The sequence below is a fragment of the Pseudomonas wadenswilerensis genome, from assembly GCF_900497695.1.
GTDB classification, from domain to species: Bacteria; Pseudomonadota; Gammaproteobacteria; order Pseudomonadales; family Pseudomonadaceae; genus Aquipseudomonas; species Aquipseudomonas wadenswilerensis.
Map to the genome: position 1 here is coordinate 42,760 of NZ_UIDD01000005.1, position 15,867 is coordinate 58,626.

18 protein-coding genes and 1 riboswitch are annotated in these 15,867 nt (G+C 65.1%); of the genes, 16 read left to right on the forward strand and 2 right to left on the reverse strand.

The features are described from left to right. The first annotated feature begins 17 nt into the window (after positions 1-17). The 5 genes from CCOS864_RS07430 to CCOS864_RS07450 all read left to right on the forward strand — a co-directional run bounded on the left by CCOS864_RS07430 (position 18) and on the right by CCOS864_RS07450 (position 4,037). Positions 18-1,091, forward strand: coding sequence for an AI-2E family transporter (locus tag CCOS864_RS07430; protein WP_115085739.1), 1,074 nt, complete (start codon positions 18-20; stop codon positions 1,089-1,091). Between the two features lie 157 nt (positions 1,092-1,248). Further along, on the forward strand, positions 1,249-1,953 hold the full coding sequence (gene hda, locus CCOS864_RS07435) for a DnaA regulatory inactivator Hda (protein ID WP_010220358.1): 705 nt from the start codon (positions 1,249-1,251) through the stop codon (positions 1,951-1,953). Positions 1,954-2,068: 115 nt separating this feature from the next. Next, positions 2,069-2,704 (forward strand): C40 family peptidase, encoded by a 636-nt coding sequence (locus CCOS864_RS07440; RefSeq protein WP_115085740.1) that lies wholly within the window; start codon positions 2,069-2,071, stop codon positions 2,702-2,704. 134 nt (positions 2,705-2,838) lie between these two features. After that, positions 2,839-3,372, forward strand: coding sequence for a C40 family peptidase (locus tag CCOS864_RS07445; RefSeq protein WP_115085741.1), 534 nt, complete (start codon positions 2,839-2,841; stop codon positions 3,370-3,372). 17 nt (positions 3,373-3,389) lie between these two features. Beyond that, entirely contained in the window at positions 3,390-4,037 is a 648-nt protein-coding gene (locus CCOS864_RS07450; protein WP_115085968.1) for an O-methyltransferase, read from the forward strand. A gap of 78 nt (positions 4,038-4,115) precedes the next feature. Here CCOS864_RS07450 and CCOS864_RS07455 read toward each other — a convergent pair whose 3' ends face one another. Together CCOS864_RS07455 and CCOS864_RS07460 are read right to left on the reverse strand one after the other, a co-directional pair. Then, entirely contained in the window at positions 4,116-5,432 is a 1,317-nt protein-coding gene (locus CCOS864_RS07455) for a PQQ-dependent sugar dehydrogenase (protein WP_115085742.1), read from the reverse strand. A 68-nt stretch (positions 5,433-5,500) separates the two neighbouring features. Continuing rightward, entirely contained in the window at positions 5,501-6,079 is a 579-nt protein-coding gene (locus tag CCOS864_RS07460) for a hypothetical protein (protein WP_115085743.1), read from the reverse strand. A 147-nt stretch (positions 6,080-6,226) separates the two neighbouring features. Next, positions 6,227-6,449, forward strand: a riboswitch (cobalamin riboswitch). A gap of 165 nt (positions 6,450-6,614) precedes the next feature. On the opposite strand from CCOS864_RS07460, the gene cobO reads away from it, so the two are divergent. The 11 genes from cobO to CCOS864_RS07515 are packed head-to-tail and all read left to right on the forward strand — an operon-like array spanning position 6,615 to position 15,832. Then, entirely contained in the window at positions 6,615-7,226 is a 612-nt protein-coding gene (gene cobO, locus CCOS864_RS07465) for a cob(I)yrinic acid a,c-diamide adenosyltransferase (RefSeq protein WP_010220352.1), read from the forward strand. Continuing rightward, entirely contained in the window at positions 7,223-8,518 is a 1,296-nt protein-coding gene (locus tag CCOS864_RS07470) for a cobyrinic acid a,c-diamide synthase CobB (RefSeq protein ID WP_115085744.1), read from the forward strand. Before cobO ends, CCOS864_RS07470 begins: the two co-directional genes overlap by 4 nt. After that, the gene (gene bluB, locus CCOS864_RS07475; protein ID WP_166675655.1) at positions 8,509-9,162 is read left to right on the forward strand and encodes a 5,6-dimethylbenzimidazole synthase; all 654 of its coding nucleotides are present in this window, start codon (positions 8,509-8,511) and stop codon (positions 9,160-9,162) included. Before CCOS864_RS07470 ends, bluB begins: the two co-directional genes overlap by 10 nt. Continuing rightward, entirely contained in the window at positions 9,162-10,070 is a 909-nt protein-coding gene (gene cbiB, locus CCOS864_RS07480; protein WP_115085746.1) for an adenosylcobinamide-phosphate synthase CbiB, read from the forward strand. The genes bluB and cbiB overlap by 1 nt, the downstream gene beginning before the upstream one ends. Further along, the gene (cobD, locus tag CCOS864_RS07485) at positions 10,063-11,055 is read left to right on the forward strand and encodes a threonine-phosphate decarboxylase CobD (RefSeq protein WP_115085747.1); all 993 of its coding nucleotides are present in this window, start codon (positions 10,063-10,065) and stop codon (positions 11,053-11,055) included. The genes cbiB and cobD overlap by 8 nt, the downstream gene beginning before the upstream one ends. After that, positions 11,052-12,506 (forward strand): cobyric acid synthase, encoded by a 1,455-nt coding sequence (locus tag CCOS864_RS07490; protein ID WP_115085748.1) that lies wholly within the window; start codon positions 11,052-11,054, stop codon positions 12,504-12,506. The genes cobD and CCOS864_RS07490 overlap by 4 nt, the downstream gene beginning before the upstream one ends. A 1-nt stretch (position 12,507) precedes the next feature. Further along, positions 12,508-13,029, forward strand: coding sequence for a bifunctional adenosylcobinamide kinase/adenosylcobinamide-phosphate guanylyltransferase (cobU, locus tag CCOS864_RS07495; RefSeq protein WP_115085749.1), 522 nt, complete (start codon positions 12,508-12,510; stop codon positions 13,027-13,029). Then, positions 13,026-14,081, forward strand: a complete 1,056-nt coding sequence (gene cobT, locus CCOS864_RS07500) for a nicotinate-nucleotide--dimethylbenzimidazole phosphoribosyltransferase (RefSeq protein WP_115085750.1) — start codon at positions 13,026-13,028, stop codon at positions 14,079-14,081. Before cobU ends, cobT begins: the two co-directional genes overlap by 4 nt. Next, positions 14,078-14,647: an alpha-ribazole phosphatase family protein gene (gene cobC, locus CCOS864_RS07505; RefSeq protein WP_115085751.1), complete on the forward strand. Its 570-nt coding sequence runs from the start codon at positions 14,078-14,080 to the stop codon at positions 14,645-14,647. The genes cobT and cobC overlap by 4 nt, the downstream gene beginning before the upstream one ends. Before the next feature lies 1 nt (position 14,648). Next, positions 14,649-15,377 (forward strand): adenosylcobinamide-GDP ribazoletransferase, encoded by a 729-nt coding sequence (locus CCOS864_RS07510; protein WP_115085752.1) that lies wholly within the window; start codon positions 14,649-14,651, stop codon positions 15,375-15,377. 50 nt (positions 15,378-15,427) lie between these two features. After that, positions 15,428-15,832: a MarR family winged helix-turn-helix transcriptional regulator gene (locus CCOS864_RS07515; protein WP_115085753.1), complete on the forward strand. Its 405-nt coding sequence runs from the start codon at positions 15,428-15,430 to the stop codon at positions 15,830-15,832. The last annotated feature ends 35 nt before the right edge of the window (positions 15,833-15,867 follow it).

A 15,867-nucleotide genomic window follows, 5' to 3' on the forward strand; every position in this document is an offset into this window, starting at 1 on the left:
CCTGGCCGGAGCCGTTCATGACTGATACACGTCGCTGGGTATGGGTAGGCGGGGCGCTACTGTGCGCCGCCTTGCTTTACTGGCTGCACCCGATTCTTTCGCCTTTTCTGGTCGGCATCCTGCTGGCCTACCTGGCCGACCCGCTGGTCGACCGCCTGGAGCGCGCAGGCCTGTCGCGCACCTGGGGCGTGGTGGTGGTCTTCGCCCTGTTCACCTTGTTGCTGACCTTGTTGCTGCTGGTGCTGGTGCCGATGCTGGCCAAGCAGCTGGTGCGCCTGTACGAGCTGGCGCCGCAGATGCTCGACTGGCTGCAGCACCAGGCCCTGCCCTGGGTACAGGCGCGCCTGGGTCTGGCCGACGGTTTCTGGAAGTTCGACAAGATCAAGGCGGCCATCAGCGAGCACATGGGCCAGACCACCGACATCGTCGGGGTCATCCTGTCCCAGGCCACCGCCTCGGGCCTGGCCCTGCTCGGCTGGCTGGCCAATCTGGTGTTGATCCCGGTGGTGAGTTTCTACCTGCTGCGCGACTGGGACCTGATGATGGCCAAAATCCGCAGCCTGCTGCCGCGTCAGCGCGAGGAGCGGGTGGTGGCGCTCGCGGGGGAATGTCACGAGGTGCTCGGCGCCTTCGTCCGTGGCCAGCTGCTGGTGATGCTGGCCCTGGGCATCATCTATGCCTCGGGGCTGATGCTGGTGGGCCTGGAGCTTGGCCTGTTGATCGGCCTGCTGGCGGGCCTTGCGGCGATCGTGCCGTACATGGGTTTCATTATCGGTATCGGCGCGGCGATGATTGCCGGGCTGTTCCAGTTTGGTGGCGACCCCTACCCATTGCTCGGGATTGCAGCAGTGTTCATGGTCGGTCAGGCGCTCGAAGGCATGGTGCTGACGCCGTTGCTGGTGGGCGATCGTATCGGCCTGCACCCGGTGGCGGTGATTTTCGCGATTCTCGCCGGTGGTGAAATGTTCGGCTTTACCGGCGTATTGCTGGCCTTGCCGGTGGCGGCCGTGATCATGGTGCTGCTGCGCCATGTCCACGACCTGTATAAAGAGTCAGATATTTACGGCGGTGAAATCGACCCGGATCTGTAGCTTGATAGCACCTGGCTTGCATTGGCCGTTAGACGCTAATGCAAGCCTTTGATTTTACTTGTGGTCTGCGCCGATTGTGCGACTGGCGCCACGGGTATAAACTTTGCAGACTTTTCACAAAAGGCCCCTTGCGGTTCCCCGGAACTGCCCAGCCAGCATGAAACCGATCCAGTTGCCCCTGGGTGTGCGTCTGCGTGATGACGCCACCTTCATCAACTACTATCCGGGTGCCAACGCCGCCGCTTTGGGCTACGTCGAGCGACTCTGCGAAGCCGACGCCGGCTGGACCGAAAGCCTGATCTACCTGTGGGGCAAGCAAGGCGTGGGCCGTACCCACCTGCTGCAGGCCGCCTGCCTGCGCTTTGAGCAACTGGGTGAGCCGGCGGTGTACCTGCCCCTGGCACAATTGCTCGACCGCGGCGTCGAACTGCTCGACAACCTCGAACAGTACGAACTGGTGTGCCTCGATGACCTGCATGTAATTGCCGGCAAGCCGGAGTGGGAGGAGGCCATGTTCCACCTCTTCAACCGCCTGCGCGACAGTGGCCGGCGCCTGTTGCTCGCCGCCTCCAGCTCGCCCCGGGAACTGCCGATCAAGCTCGCCGACCTCAAGTCGCGCCTGACCCTGGCGCTGATCTTCCAGATGCGTGCGCTGTCGGATGAAGACAAGCTGCGCGCCCTGCAACTGCGCGCTTCGCGCCGTGGTTTGCACCTGACCGATGAGGTCGGGCACTTCATCCTCACGCGTGGTACCCGCAGCATGAGTGCTTTGTTCGACCTGCTCGAGCGCCTCGATCAGGCCTCTTTGCAGGCTCAGCGCAAACTCACCATCCCGTTTTTGAAAGAAACTTTGGGCTGGTAAGGCAGGGGCTAGAGCCTCGGCACATAAAAGTCACATTTTTTTCGATTGAATTTGCAAATCGATGCGATAGAAGGCATAGTCTCGGCTTCTTTAAATCCCAGACACGGTCGTGCCCATGCTAAATCGCTTCGCACCCCTCGTGCCCCTCGCACTCGTGACCCTGCTTTTTGGTTGCGCGACCACCGGTCCCGTATCCCAGCAGCAGGTTCAGCAGCAACCGGTTACCGCTCAGGTTTTGACCAAGTCCTCCGTCCAGGCGACGTTCGAGGAAGAGCTGAACACCGAAGCAGAGCTGCAAGATTTCGCCAGCAGCAAGCCTTACCAACTGCCCGCCCTGGCCGACAACATTCTCGAGCGCGGCATGTCGCTGATCGGTACCCGCTACCGTTTCGGCGGTACCTCCGAGAACACCGGCTTTGATTGCAGCGGCTTCATCGGCTACCTGTTCCGCGAAGAAGCTGGCCTCAACCTGCCGCGCTCCACCCGCGAAATGATCAACGTCAAGGCCCCGCTGGTTGCCCGTAACAACCTCAAGCCAGGCGACCTGCTGTTCTTCAGCACCAATGGCCGCGGCCGCGTCAGTCACGCCGGGATCTACCTCGGTGACGACCAGTTCATCCACTCCAGCAGCCGCCGCAGCGGTGGTGTGCGCATCGACAAGCTCGGTGATCGCTACTGGAGCAAGACCTTCATCGAAGCCAAGCGTGCACTGGCCATGGCTCCGGCCGCGACCACCCTCTCGCGCAACTGATCCTTCGACAGGTTTGACCACGGCGACGCAGCTGAAAAGCTCGTCGCCGTGCGTGTTTACAGAAAGCGTCTAATCTAAATTCTCAACTCTTTTCGGCTCTTGGCCGAAGCGGCTTCAGACAGGATGTTCTGACCATGGCGATGATGGCGCGCTTCGCTGTACTTTCCCTCGCAGCACTGCTCGGTGCATGCTCAAGTCATGCCCCGGCCCCGCGTAAAGTGGTCGAGCCTGCGGTCATGGCCCCGCAAGTCTATTTCTCCCCGGTTGCCGAAGACGTGCTGTTCCGCGCCCTGGGCCTGGTTGGCACGCCGTACCGCTGGGGCGGCAACACCCCGGATTCGGGTTTCGATTGCAGCGGCCTGATTGGCTATGTCTATCGCGATGCCGCCGGTATTTCGCTGCCGCGTTCGACCCGGGAAATGATCGGCATCCGAGCGCCGAGCATCGAGCGCACCGACCTGCAGTCCGGCGACCTGGTGTTCTTTGCCACCAATGGCGGTTCGCAGGTTAGCCATGCCGGCATCTATGTCGGCGAGGGGCGCTTCGTCCATGCCCCGGCCACCGGCGGAACGGTGCGCCTGGACTACCTGTCCAACAGCTACTGGCAAAAAACCTACCTGAATGCCAAGCGCGTGCTGCAGCCAGCGCATCTGGCGCGTAACCCCTGACCTTCGCGAGGTAGATGATGACCGCGCAGACGCTCTACCTCGACGACCCCCTCTACCACTACCTGCAAAGCGTGTCGCTGCGCGAAACGCCGTTGCTTGCCCGTTTGCGTGCCGAAACCCAGGCCATGCCCGAAGCGCGCTGGCAGGTAGCACCGGAACAGGGGCAACTGCTGGCACTGCTGGTACGCCTGATCGGCGCGCAGCGGGTGATTGAAGTGGGTACCTTCACCGGCTACAGCGCCTTTTGCATGGCCCAGGCCATGGAACACGGGCAGTTGCTCTGTTGTGATCTTGAAGGCAGCTACAACGCCGTGGCCTGGCGCTACTGGCAGGAGGCCGGGGTCGCCGAGCGCATTGAACTACGCCTGGCGCCCGCCCTGCAGACCCTGGCGACGCTGCCGTCAGAGCGCTACGACCTGATCTTCATCGATGCCGACAAGGCCAACTATCCACACTACCTGGAACAGGCCCTGCGCTTGCTGCGGGTTGGCGGGCTGGTGCTGTTCGACAACACCTTGTGGAGCGGGCGGGTGCTGCAGGGAGCGCCGGACAGCGAAGACACCCGGGCGATCCAGGCATTGAACCTCACACTCAAGGATGACCCGCGGGTGGACCTGTCGATGCTGCCGATTGGCGATGGCTTGACCCTGTGCCGCAAGCGCTGAGAGGGCGCAGGGTATTGGTGCATGCGATCTGTGTGGGAGCCGGCCTTGCCGGCGATGGGCCGCATAGCGGCCCCCAGGTCACTTGGCCTTGCTCACCCGCCAGATCTTGTTGCCCACATCATCAGCCACCAGCAACCCTCCGCGCCGGTCGTTGATCACCCCGACCGGGCGGCCCATGGCCTTGCCCTCGTCATTGAGGAACCCGGTCAGCAGGTCAATTGGCTTGCCTGCAGGTTTGCCTGCGGTGCTGAACGGCACAAAGATCACTTTGTAGCCGCTGTGCGGCTTGCGGTTCCATGAGCCATGCTGGCCGATGAATGCGCCTTGCTCGAAAGGCGCCGGTAGCACGCCCTGCTCGGCAAAGGTCAGGCCCAGCGACGCCGTGTGCGGCCCCACTGCATAGTCCGGCGCAATGGCGCTGGCTACCAGGTTCGGATCAGAAGGGTTTACCCGCTGATCGACGTGCTGGCCGTAGTAGCTGTAGGGCCAGCCGTAGAAGCCGCCATCCTTGACCGAGGTAATGTAGTCGGGCACCAGGTCGCTGCCGATCTCGTCGCGCTCGTTGACGGCGGTCCACAGCTGGCCGGTATGGGGTTCCCAGGCCAGGCCGTTGGGGTTGCGCAGGCCGGAGGCGAATATGCGCTGCTGGCCGCTGGCCGGGTCGATTTCCCAGATCGCCGCACGGCCTTTTTCCTGGTCCATGCCGTTCTCGCCGACATTGCTGTTGGAGCCGACAGTGACGTAGAGCTTCTTGCCGTCACGGCTGGCGATCACGTTCTTGGTCCAGTGATGGTTCAGTGTGCCGCCCGGCAAATCAGCCACCGGCGTACCCGGGCCCTTGATCGAGGTGGCGCCGGATTCGTAATGAAAGCGCAGCAGGCGATCGGTGTCGGCGACGTAGAAGTCGTTGCCAACCAGGGCCATGCCAAACGGAGAATTGAGGTTTTCGATAAAGGTCGTGCGGGTTTCCGCGACGCCGTCATGGTCGCTGTCGCGCAGCAGGCTGATGCGGTTGGCGCTGGGGACGCCGGCGCCGGCGCGGTCCATGACCTTGCCCATCACCCAGCCGCGAATGCCCTTGCCGTCATCGGGCTTGGGCGGGGCATTGGTTTCGGCCACCAGGATATCGCCATTGGGCAGGGCGTAGAGCCAGCGCGGGTGGTCCAGGCCTTCGGCAAAGGCCGCCACCTGAGTGCCGGGCGCGGCCTTGGGCGTCATACCCCGGGGCCAGCCGATGGCCGGGGCGATGTTGACGGTGGGAATCAGGGTCTTGTTGGGTTCGGGCAATTGCGGCGACGGGCCGACCCCGTCGCTGACCTCCAGGCGCGCGTTCTCGCCGCACCCGCTTAATCCCGCAGTCACTGCCAGCAGCAGTGCAATCCGGCTGATGCCCATGTCGTTTCCCTCGCGATGATGGCCGCTATTGCCAGTAGAGGCGGATCAGGCGCGGGAGGTTCCCTGGTTCAGGCCTGCTTGAGCAGCAACGCCACCCCGGGGTGGTACTGGCCGGCTTCGTTGTGCAGCTTGCGGTAGGCGTAGGGGAAGTACCAGGCAATGGCGCAGGCGTTGTGCTTTTGCAGGTCGTCGACCAGGTCCTGTAGTTCTTCGGGGCTGGCGTGCTGGCCGGCTTTCCAGGGGCTGGCGAACAGCGCGGCGACCTTGAGCTGGCTGGGCGCGGCAACCTGGCGTGCGGCATACACGGTTTCGGCCAGGGCATTGTTCAGGTCCAGCCTGGCAATTTTCGGCCAGCGCTGGCTGGCTTGCAGGTAGGCGGCTTCTTCGCGGTTGGCGATGTACAGGTCGCAGCGACCTTCACGATCACCTTCATCGCGCTGCTTCTTGCTCTGATGCTGCTGCAGGGTCACCAGCTCGGCTTGCCAGGCGGCGGCCGAAAGCAGGCCGAGGTTGGCTTGGGCACCGTGCCAGTAGGGCGCATCGCCATCACCGAGGGTCTGGTTGAAGCGGTCGATACAATCGACCCAGCGCTCCAGGGCGGGGCGCAGGAATTCCAGGCGCGCATTGTTGATGATCAGGCCTTGCATGCTGCTCTCCCTTATAGTTGTGATTGAGTACAGCCGAGGTATGGCTATTTGATATCACTGAAGTCAGTGTTGCACAAGATGTCAAAGGCGCCATTGATCCAGGCCAGTTCAGCGCCTTTCATTGACGCTCCGGGTGCAACCCTCTAACCTTCGCGACTTGTTTCAGGTGCTCTGCAGGCGATGGCCTGGCAGGGTGAAACAGGGAAGCCGGTGGGCGCGCAAGGCGCGCGAATCCGGCGCTGCCCCCGCAACGGTAGGTGAGTCAAGGCCGCGCAGGGCCACTGGGTGCTCGACCCGGGAAGGCGCGCGGTCCCGGGTGTTCATGGCCCCGCTCACAAGCCCGGAGACCGGCCTGTTACAGCCAACGGCATCACGGAGGGTGATGCGCGGTTCCTCCGGCCTGTGCCGTAGCCCTGCGCGTTTTCCGTCTGCCATATCCATTCATTTGTCACGCCGTTCCTCGCCGCGAACCCTGAGCAGCCATAGACTGCTACGCTCGTTGCGGGTCGGCCGACAGTGGTTTGCGGAGAACCTCATGACTGAATCCACCGAGCGCGACGAACGCCACCTGGCGCGCATGCAGCGCAAGAAGGCCGTTATCGACGAGCGCATCGCCAATTCGCCTAACGAATGCGGCTTGCTGCTGGTGCTCACCGGCAATGGCAAGGGCAAGAGCAGTTCGGCCTTCGGCATGCTCGCCCGGGCCATGGGCCATGGCATGCAGTGCGGCGTGGTGCAGTTCATCAAGGGCCGCAACAGCACCGGCGAAGAGCTGTTCTTCCGACGCTTCCCGGAACAGGTGCGCTACCACGTGATGGGCGAGGGCTTTACCTGGGAAACCCAGGACCGCCAGCGCGATATCGCTGCTGCCGAAGCCGCCTGGGCAGTGTCGCGGCAGATGCTTCAGGACCCGTCGATCGCCTTCGTGGTGCTCGATGAGCTGAACATCGCCCTCAAGCACGGTTACCTCGATCTGGACCAGGTCCTCAGCGACCTGCAGGCGCGCCCGCCGATGCAGCACGTGATCGTCACCGGTCGTGCGGCCAAGGATGAAATGATCGAACTGGCCGACACCGTCACCGAAATGGGCATGATCAAGCACGCCTTCCAGGCCGGTATCCGCGCCCAGAAGGGCGTCGAGCTATGAGGGATGCGCGCCATTGCCCGGCGGTATTGATCGCCGCACCGGCCTCCGGCCAGGGCAAGACCACGGTGACCGCCGCTCTGGCGCGCCTGCATCGCAACCAGGGGCGCAAGGTTCGCGTATTCAAGTGTGGCCCGGACTTTCTCGACCCGATGATTCTCGAGCGCGCCAGCGGTGCGCCGGTGTATCAGCTCGACCTGTGGATGGTCGGCGAGCAGGAAAGCCGCCGTCTGTTATGGGAAGCGGCGGCTGAGGCCGACCTGATCCTGATCGAAGGGGTCATGGGGCTGTTCGATGGCACGCCATCGAGCGCCGACCTTGCTCGTCATTTTGGTGTGCCGGTGCTGGCGGTGATCGATGGCACAGCCATGGCCCAGACCTTCGGTGCCCTGGCCCTGGGCCTGGCGCGCTATCAGCCGGACCTGCCGTTTGCCGGGGTGCTGGCCAACCGCGTCGGTACCCTGCGCCACGCTCAATTGCTCGAAGGCAGCTTGACCGAAGGGCTGCGCTGGTACGGCGGGCTGTCGCGAGAAACCGGCATCGAACTGCCGAGCCGCCACCTGGGCCTGGTCCAGGCCAGTGAACTGAACGACCTCGAAGCACGCCTGGATGCAGCTGCAGCCGCCCTGGGCGCCAGTTGCGACGCGGCTTTGCCGCCGGCGGTGAGTTTCGCCGCGCCGACCGAGCTTGTGAGCGAGCCCTTGCTGCAAGGTGTGCGCATCGCGGTCGCCCGCGACGAAGCCTTTGCCTTCACCTATGGCGCCAACCTCGACCTGCTGCGGGCCATGGGCGCGGAGCTGGCGTTCTTCTCGCCGCTGCATGACGTGAGTTTGCCGCAGGCCGACAGCCTGTACCTGCCCGGTGGTTACCCGGAGCTGCATCACCAGGCCCTGGCGGCCAACTCGCCGATGCTCGCAGCCATTCGCGCCCATCATCACGCCGGCAAGCCGTTGCTCGCCGAATGTGGCGGCATGCTCTATCTGCTCGATGCCCTGACCGATGTCGCTGGTGAGCGCGCCGAATTGCTCGGGTTGCTGGCTGGTGAGGCGGTGATGCAGAAGCGCCTGGCCGCCCTGGCCTTGCAGGCGGTGGAATTGCCCGAAGGTACCTTGCGCGGGCACACCTACCATCACTCGCTGACCAGCACCGGGCTTGAGCCGATTGCCCGTGGCCAGAGCCCCAACGGTGGCCGTGGTGCCGAAGCGGTGTATCGCTGTGGCCGGCTGACCGCTTCCTACGTGCATTTCTACTTTGCCTCCAACCCCCAGGCGTCGGCGGCGCTGTTGTGTCCATGACCGAGCATGCCTTTACCGAAGCCGAACGCGCGGCGGTCTACCGCGCCATTGGCGAACGCCGTGACATGCGCCACTTCAGCGGGGGCGAAGTCGCCCCTGAACTGCTTGCACGCCTGCTGCAAGCCGCGCATCAGGCCCCCAGTGTTGGCCTGATGCAGCCCTGGCGCTTTATCCGCATTACCCGACGTGAACTGCGCCAGCGTATCCAGGCCCTGGTGGAGGAGGAGCGGTTGCGTACCGCCCAAGCCCTGGGCGAGCGCTCCGACGACTTCATGAAGCTCAAGGTCGAAGGCATAAATGACTGTGCCGAACTGCTGGTTGCCGCGCTGATGGATGAGCGCGAAGCGCATATCTTCGGCCGCCGAACCTTGCCGGAAATGGACTTGGCATCGCTGTCGTGTGCGATCCAGAACCTCTGGCTGGCCGCCCGCGCCGAAGGCCTGGGCATGGGCTGGGTATCGCTGTTCGAACCCCGGGCCCTGGCCGAGCTGCTGGGCATGCCGGCCGGTGCCAAGCCGCTGGCAATCCTTTGCCTGGGGCCGGTGCACGAATTTTACCCGGCGCCCATGCTGGTGCTTGAAGGTTGGACCACGGCGCGTCCGTTGCACGAAATGCTGTTTGAAAACCAGTGGGGAGAGTCTTGATGAGTGTGGCGTTGCTGACTGTGGCCGGGGTGGCGCTGGATGCGTTGCTGGGCGAGCCCAAGCGCCGGCATCCACTGGTCGCGTTCGGGCGCATGGCCGGGCGCCTGGAGCAACGCTTCAATGCCGGTGGCCGCGGTTGGCGCAGCCATGGCGTCACCGCCTGGTTCCTGGCCGTGGTGCCGCTGACCTTCCTGGCCATGCTGCTGTCCTGGTTGCCGTACATTGGCTGGCTGGTGGAAGTGCTGGCGCTGTATTGCGCCCTGGGCCTGCGCAGCCTCGGCGAGCACGTGACGCCGGTGGCCGAAGCCTTGCGCCAGGGCAACCTGGAACACGCCCGCCAGCGCGTGGGTTACCTGGTCAGCCGCGAAACCCGTGAGCTGGATGAAACCGCCGTGGCCCGCGCCGCCACCGAGTCGGTGCTGGAGAACGGCAGCGATGCGGTGTTTGCCGCGCTGTTCTGGTTCGTCGTTGGCGGTGTGCCGGGGGTGGTGCTCTATCGCCTGAGCAACACTCTGGACGCCATGTGGGGCTATCGCAATGAGCGCTTCGAACGCTTCGGCTGGGCTGCGGCGAAGATCGACGACCTGCTCAACTACATTCCGGCGCGGCTGGTGGCCCTGACCTACGCGCTGCTGGGCAAGACCCGCCTGGCCCTGCACTGCTGGCGGCGCCAGGCGCCGTTGTGGGACAGCCCCAACGCCGGCCCGGTAATGGCTGCCGGAGCGGGGGCGCTGGGTGTCGAGCTGGGCGGCCCGGCGGTGTACCACGGCGAGCTGCACGAGCGCCCGCAGCTGGGCGAAGGCCCGCAGGCCGATGCCGAGGCCATCGAGCGCGGCTGGCGCCTGGTGTGCCAGGGCGTGTGGTTGTGGTTACTGCTGTTGTGCCTGGGGGCTGAATTCTATGCTTGAGCACGGTGGTCGCCTGCAGCGCGCAGTGCAGCAATACGGTATCGCCCGCGAAGACTGGCTGGACCTGTCCAGCGGTATTGCGCCTTGGCCCTATGCAATCCCCGAGATCCCGCTGCGCGCCTGGGCACGCTTGCCCGAGACCGACGACGGCCTGGAACAGGCTGCCTGCGAGTACTACCAGGTCAACCAGTTGCTGCCCGTGGCCGGTTCCCAGGCAGCGATCCAGGCGTTGCCGCGCTTGCGCCGCCCCGGTACGGTCGGCGTACTGTCGCCATGCTACGCCGAGCACGCCGAGGGCTGGCGCCGTGCCGGGCATCGGGTGCGTGAGTTGGCCGAAGATCAGGTTGACTACTACCTCGACAGTCTCGACATACTGGTGGTGGTCAACCCCAACAACCCCACTGGGCGGCTGATACCTGCCGAGCAACTGCTCGAATGGCATGCGCGCCTGGCCCGTCGCGGTGCTTGGCTGCTGGTCGATGAAGCCTTCATGGACAACACCCCGCAGCACAGCATCGGCGAACACGCCGAGCGCCCGGGCCTGATCGTGCTGCGCTCGTTCGGCAAGTTCTTTGGCCTGGCCGGTGTGCGCCTGGGCTTTGTCCTTGCCGAGCGGCAACTCCTGCAATTGCTCGCCGAACAGCTCGGGCCCTGGACCATCAGTGGCCCGACGCGCATCCTCGGCCAGGCGTGCCTGCTCGATAGCGCCGCGCATCAGCAGCAGATTATCCGCTGCGCCGTGGCCAGCCAGCGCCTGGCCGAGGTGCTCAGCGCTGGTGGATTCGCTGCGCACGGCAGCTGCGACCTGTTCCAGTACCTGGTCACCGAGCAGGCGCCGCAACTGCATGAATTCATGGCCCGGCGCGGCATCCTGCTGCGCCTGTTCAACCAGCCGCCCAGCCTGCGCTTCGGCCTGCCGGCCAGCGAGCAGGATTTCCAGCGCCTGGCCCGGGCCTTCACCGATTACCGCAAGGAACAGCCATGACCACCTTGATGGTGCAGGGCACCACCTCCGATGCCGGCAAAAGCACCCTGGTGACCGCGCTGTGCCGCTGGCTGCTGCGTCAGGGCGTTGCCGTGGTGCCGTTCAAGCCGCAGAACATGGCGCTCAACAGTGCAGTGACCGCCGAGGGTGGCGAGATCGGCCGAGCCCAGGCGGTTCAGGCCCAGGCAGCCGGCCTGGCGCCGCACACAGACATGAACCCGGTGCTGCTCAAGCCCAACAGCGACACCGGGGCCCAGGTAATCGTCCATGGCCGCGCGGTCACCAGCATGAATGCCGTGGCCTATCACGACTACAAGGTCATCGCCATGCAGGCTGTGCTGGCCTCGCACCAGCGCCTGAGCACAGCCTATCCGGTGGTGATGGTTGAAGGTGCCGGCTCGCCGGCCGAGATCAACCTGCGGGCCGGCGACATCGCCAACATGGGTTTTGCCGAGGCGGTGGATTGCCCGGTGATCCTGATTGCCGACATCAACCGTGGCGGGGTTTTCGCCCATCTGGTCGGCACCCTGGAATTGCTCTCGCCGAGCGAGCAGGCGCGGGTCAAAGGTTTTGTCATCAACCGTTTTCGCGGTGACATCGCCTTGCTCCAGCCCGGCCTGGACTGGCTCGAAGAACGTACCGGCAAACCGGTGCTGGGCGTGCTGCCCTATGTGATGGACCTGCACCTGGAAGCCGAGGACGGCATCGACCAGCGCCAGGGCATCAAGGCCGGGCGCCAGCTCAAGGTCATCGTGCCGGTGCTGCCGCGTATCAGCAACCACACCGATTTCGATCCGCTGCGCCTGCACCCGCAGGTCGACCTGCAGTTCATTGGCCCCGGCCAGCCGATTCCGCCGGCCGACCTGATCATCCTGCCCGGCTCCAAGAGTGTGCGCGGGGATCTGGCGCAGTTGCGCGAGCGCGGCTGGGACCAGGCGATCAGCCGTCATTTGCGTTATGGCGGCAAGGTCCTGGGTATTTGCGGCGGGCTGCAAATGCTCGGCCGGCGCGTGGAAGACCCATTGGGCCTGGAAGGGCCGGCGGGTGTCAGCGACGGCCTGGGGCTGCTGGACTTTGTCACCGTGCTGGAGGCCGAGAAACAGCTGCGCAATGTCGCCGGTACCCTGCAACTGGAACAAGCGGCCATCAACGGCTACGAGATTCATGCCGGCGTCACCCAGGGACCGGCGCTGGAGCGCCCGGTGGTGCAGCTGGACGATGGTCGCGCCGATGGCGCCATTAGCGCCGACGGGCAGATCCTCGCCACCTACCTGCATGGCCTGTTCGAGGTGCCGCATTGCTGCGCCGCGCTGTTGCGCTGGGCCGGGCTGCAGGAGGCAGAGCAGATCGATTATCAGGCCCTGCGCGAACGCGACATCGAGCGCCTTGCCGATCTGGTCGAGCAGCACCTGGACACCGCGCGCCTGCGCCAACTCTGCGGACTGAACTGAAATGCTCAACCTGATTCTTGGCGGTGCCCGTTCGGGCAAGAGCCGCCTGGCCGAACAGCTGGCGGTGCAGAGCGGCCTGGCCGTTACCTACATCGCCACCAGCGAACCGCTCGACGGCGAGATGAATGCGCGGGTGCAGCTGCACCGCGAGCGGCGTCCGCCGGAGTGGGCATTGATCGAAGAGCCGCTGGAACTGGCCCGGGTGCTGCGTGCCAATGCCAGTGCCGAGCGCTGCCTGCTGGTCGACTGCCTGACCCTGTGGTTGACCAACCTGCTGATGCTCGACAACCCCGAGCGCCTGGCGGCTGAACGCACTGCACTGCTCGATTGCCTGGCGCAGCTGCCGGGCGAAATCATTGTGGTCAGCAACGAAACCGGCCTGGGCGTGGTGCCCATGGGCGAGCTGACCCGCCGTTATGTCGATGAAGCCGGCTGGTTGCACCAGGCCATTGCCGAACGCTGTCAGCGCGTGGTGCTGACCGTCGCCGGCCTGCCGCTCACCCTTAAAGGACCTGCACTATGAGTCAAACCTGGTGGCTTGAAGCCTGTCGTCCTGTTGACCAGGCTGTTCGCGAACAGGCCCTGGCGCGTCAACAGCAACTGACCAAACCGGCTGGCTCGCTGGGCCGCCTGGAGCAGTTGGCGGTGCAACTGGCCGGCTTGCAAGGCCAGCTCAAGCCCAGCGTTGAGCAGGTCTGGATCGCAATCTTTGCCGGCGATCACGGCGTGGTCGCCGAGGGTATCTCGGCCTACCCGCAAGCAGTGACCGGGCAAATGCTGCATAACTTCGTCAGCGGTGGCGCCGCCATCAGCGTGCTGGCGCGGCAGTTGAATGCACAGCTGGAAGTGGTCGACCTGGGCACCATCGACCTCGCGCTGGAGCTGCCGGGTGTACGCCATCTGCGCGTCGGCGCCGGCACGGCGAACTTCGCCCAGGTGCCGGCGATGACCCATGAACAGGGCGTGCTGGCCCTGCAGGGCGGGCGCGAGAGTGCCTTGCGCGCGGCCGCCAGCGGCGCCCAGTTGTTTATCGGCGGCGAGATGGGCATCGGCAACACCACCGCCGCCAGCGCCCTGGCCTGTGCCTTGCTCGGCTGCCCGGCTGTGGAGCTCAGCGGCCCGGGCACAGGGCTGGACGCCGCCGGTGTACGGCACAAGGCCGAGGTCATCGAGCGAGCGTTGCAGCAGCATGCAGATCTCGGCGACGACCCGCTGCAGCGCCTGTTCTGTTTTGGTGGCTTTGAGATCGCCGCACTGGTCGGTGCCTACCTGGGGTGCGCCCAGGCCGGTGTTGCCGTGCTGGTGGATGGCTTTATCTGCACGGTCGCTGCGCTGGTGGCGACGCACATCAACCCGGGTTGCCGCGACTGGCTGCTGTTCGGCCATCGTGGCGCCGAGCCCGGGCATCGCCGGGTGCTCGCCGAGCTCGACGCCGAGCCGCTGCTGGAGCTGGGCCTGCGCCTGGGCGAGGGCAGTGGCGCGGCGCTGGCGGTGCCGGTATTGCGCCTGGCCTGCGACCTGCACGGGCAGATGGCGACCTTCGCCGAAGCGGCAGTGGCGGACCGCCCGGCATGATCATCGACCTGCTGCGCCACGGCGAAACCGAACTGGGTGGCGGCCTGCGTGGCAGCCTCGACGATGCCCTGACCGCCAAGGGCTGGGCGCAGATGCATGCCGCAGTGAGCGGCGCGGGGCCCTGGGATGCGCTGGTCAGCTCACCCTTGCAGCGCTGCGCACGCTTTGCCGAAGCGTTGGCGGCGCAGTTGAACCTGCCGCTGCAGCGGGTGCCGGGTCTGCAGGAGCTGCATTTTGGTGAGTGGGAAGGGCGTAGTGCCGCAGACCTGATGCTCACCCACGAAGCCGAACTTGGGCAATTCTGGGCTGATCCCTATGCGTTCACACCGCCTGCTGGCGAGCCGGTGGCGGACTTTTCCGCACGCGTGCTGCAAGCCATCAGCGCCTTGCACCAGGCGCACGCCGGTAAGCGCCTGTTGCTGGTCACTCACGGCGGTGTGATGCGCCTGTTGCTGGCCCGCGCTCGAGGCTTGCCCCGTGAGCAGTTGCTGCAGGTCGAAGTGGCCCATGGTGCCCTGTGTCGCCTTGAGCTGCTGGCGGACGGCAGCCTGCGGGAAGTGCACTGACATGCTGGCGTTCTGGATCGCCCTGCAATTTCTCAGCAGCTTGCCGGTGCGCCTGCCGGGCATGCCGGCCCCCGAACAAATGGGCCGCTCACTGCTGTATTACCCGCTGGTGGGGCTGTTGTTCGGGGGGCTGCTCTGGGGGCTGAACGCGCTGCTGGCGGGCAGCCCGGTGCTGCTGCACGCCGCCTTGCTGCTCAGTGCCTGGGTGCTGCTCAGCGGCGCCTTGCACCTGGATGGCCTGGCCGACAGCGCCGACGCCTGGCTGGGCGGTTTCGGCGACCGCGAGCGCACGTTGCTGATCATGAAGGACCCGCGCAGCGGGCCGATTGCCGTGGTCACGCTAGTGCTGGTGCTGTTGCTCAAGTTCTGTGCCTTGCTGGCGTTGCTCGACAGCGGCCAGGGCGTGCTGTTGTTGCTCGCGCCGCTGATCGGCCGCGCGGCATTGCTGGGTTTGTTCCTCAGCACGCCCTATGTGCGCAGCGGTGGGCTGGGCCAGGCCCTGGCGGACCACCTGCCTCGTGGGGCGGGCAAGCTGGTATTGCTGGTCAGTGCGCTGGCCTGTGTGCTGCTGGCGGGGCTCAAGGGCCTGTGGGTTGTGCTGGTTGCCGCAGGGGTCTTCGCCTGGCTGCGTCGCTTGATGGTTCGCCGTCTGGGTGGCACCACCGGTGATACCGCCGGGGCCATGCTTGAGCTATTGGAGCTGGCGGTATTGATCGCCCTGGTGCTGTGAGTGGCGAGTAAAAGCTTGCAGTTGGCCAGGTGCGGGTATATACACGCATTATGTTGACCAGCGAATGCATCTGCACCCACCTGCGTCGCGCCGCCCGCGGGGTGAGCCGACACTACGACGAGGCCCTCGAAGGCTTTGGGATCAATGTCGCGCAGTTTTCTTTGCTACGGCATTTGCGTCGCCTGGACCAACCGAGCATTTCCACCCTGGCCGAGGCCATGGGCCTGGACCGCAGCACCCTCGGGCGCAACCTGCGGGTGCTGGAGGCTGAGGGCCTGGTGGCTTTGGCCGAGGGGCAGGATCAGCGTAACCGGATCGTTCTGCTCACCGAGCAGGGCCAAGCCAGGCTGCAAGCGGCAGAGCCGGCCTGGGAACAGGCGCAAAGCGACTTGATCGATACCCTGGGCGAGGGCCGGCGCGATGAACTGGTACGCCTGCTGGAGCTGTTGGCCTGAGCTTTTTTAAACTATAAGCGGGTATATACCCGCAT

What these genes read in the sequence shown, in the direction of transcription:
- CCOS864_RS07440 (WP_115085740.1), top strand. Translation starts at nt 2,069, where the DNA reads ATGCTAAATCGCTTCGCACCCCTCGTGCCCCTCGCACTCGTGACCCTG.
- CCOS864_RS07455 (WP_115085742.1), bottom strand. Translation starts at nt 5,432, where the DNA reads ATGGGCATCAGCCGGATTGCACTGCTGCTGGCAGTGACTGCGGGATTA.
- CCOS864_RS07510 (WP_115085752.1), top strand. Translation starts at nt 14,649, where the DNA reads ATGCTGGCGTTCTGGATCGCCCTGCAATTTCTCAGCAGCTTGCCGGTG.
- cobU (WP_115085749.1), top strand. Translation starts at nt 12,508, where the DNA reads ATGCTCAACCTGATTCTTGGCGGTGCCCGTTCGGGCAAGAGCCGCCTG.
- CCOS864_RS07515 (WP_115085753.1), top strand. Translation starts at nt 15,428, where the DNA reads ATGTTGACCAGCGAATGCATCTGCACCCACCTGCGTCGCGCCGCCCGC.
- CCOS864_RS07430 (WP_115085739.1), top strand. Translation starts at nt 18, where the DNA reads ATGACTGATACACGTCGCTGGGTATGGGTAGGCGGGGCGCTACTGTGC.
- CCOS864_RS07450 (WP_115085968.1), top strand. Translation starts at nt 3,390, where the DNA reads ATGACCGCGCAGACGCTCTACCTCGACGACCCCCTCTACCACTACCTG.
- cobO (WP_010220352.1), top strand. Translation starts at nt 6,615, where the DNA reads ATGACTGAATCCACCGAGCGCGACGAACGCCACCTGGCGCGCATGCAG.
- CCOS864_RS07490 (WP_115085748.1), top strand. Translation starts at nt 11,052, where the DNA reads ATGACCACCTTGATGGTGCAGGGCACCACCTCCGATGCCGGCAAAAGC.
- hda (WP_010220358.1), top strand. Translation starts at nt 1,249, where the DNA reads ATGAAACCGATCCAGTTGCCCCTGGGTGTGCGTCTGCGTGATGACGCC.
- cobD (WP_115085747.1), top strand. Translation starts at nt 10,063, where the DNA reads ATGCTTGAGCACGGTGGTCGCCTGCAGCGCGCAGTGCAGCAATACGGT.
- CCOS864_RS07445 (WP_115085741.1), top strand. Translation starts at nt 2,839, where the DNA reads ATGGCGATGATGGCGCGCTTCGCTGTACTTTCCCTCGCAGCACTGCTC.
- cobC (WP_115085751.1), top strand. Translation starts at nt 14,078, where the DNA reads ATGATCATCGACCTGCTGCGCCACGGCGAAACCGAACTGGGTGGCGGC.
- cbiB (WP_115085746.1), top strand. Translation starts at nt 9,162, where the DNA reads ATGAGTGTGGCGTTGCTGACTGTGGCCGGGGTGGCGCTGGATGCGTTG.
- CCOS864_RS07470 (WP_115085744.1), top strand. Translation starts at nt 7,223, where the DNA reads ATGAGGGATGCGCGCCATTGCCCGGCGGTATTGATCGCCGCACCGGCC.
- cobT (WP_115085750.1), top strand. Translation starts at nt 13,026, where the DNA reads ATGAGTCAAACCTGGTGGCTTGAAGCCTGTCGTCCTGTTGACCAGGCT.
- CCOS864_RS07460 (WP_115085743.1), bottom strand. Translation starts at nt 6,079, where the DNA reads ATGCAAGGCCTGATCATCAACAATGCGCGCCTGGAATTCCTGCGCCCC.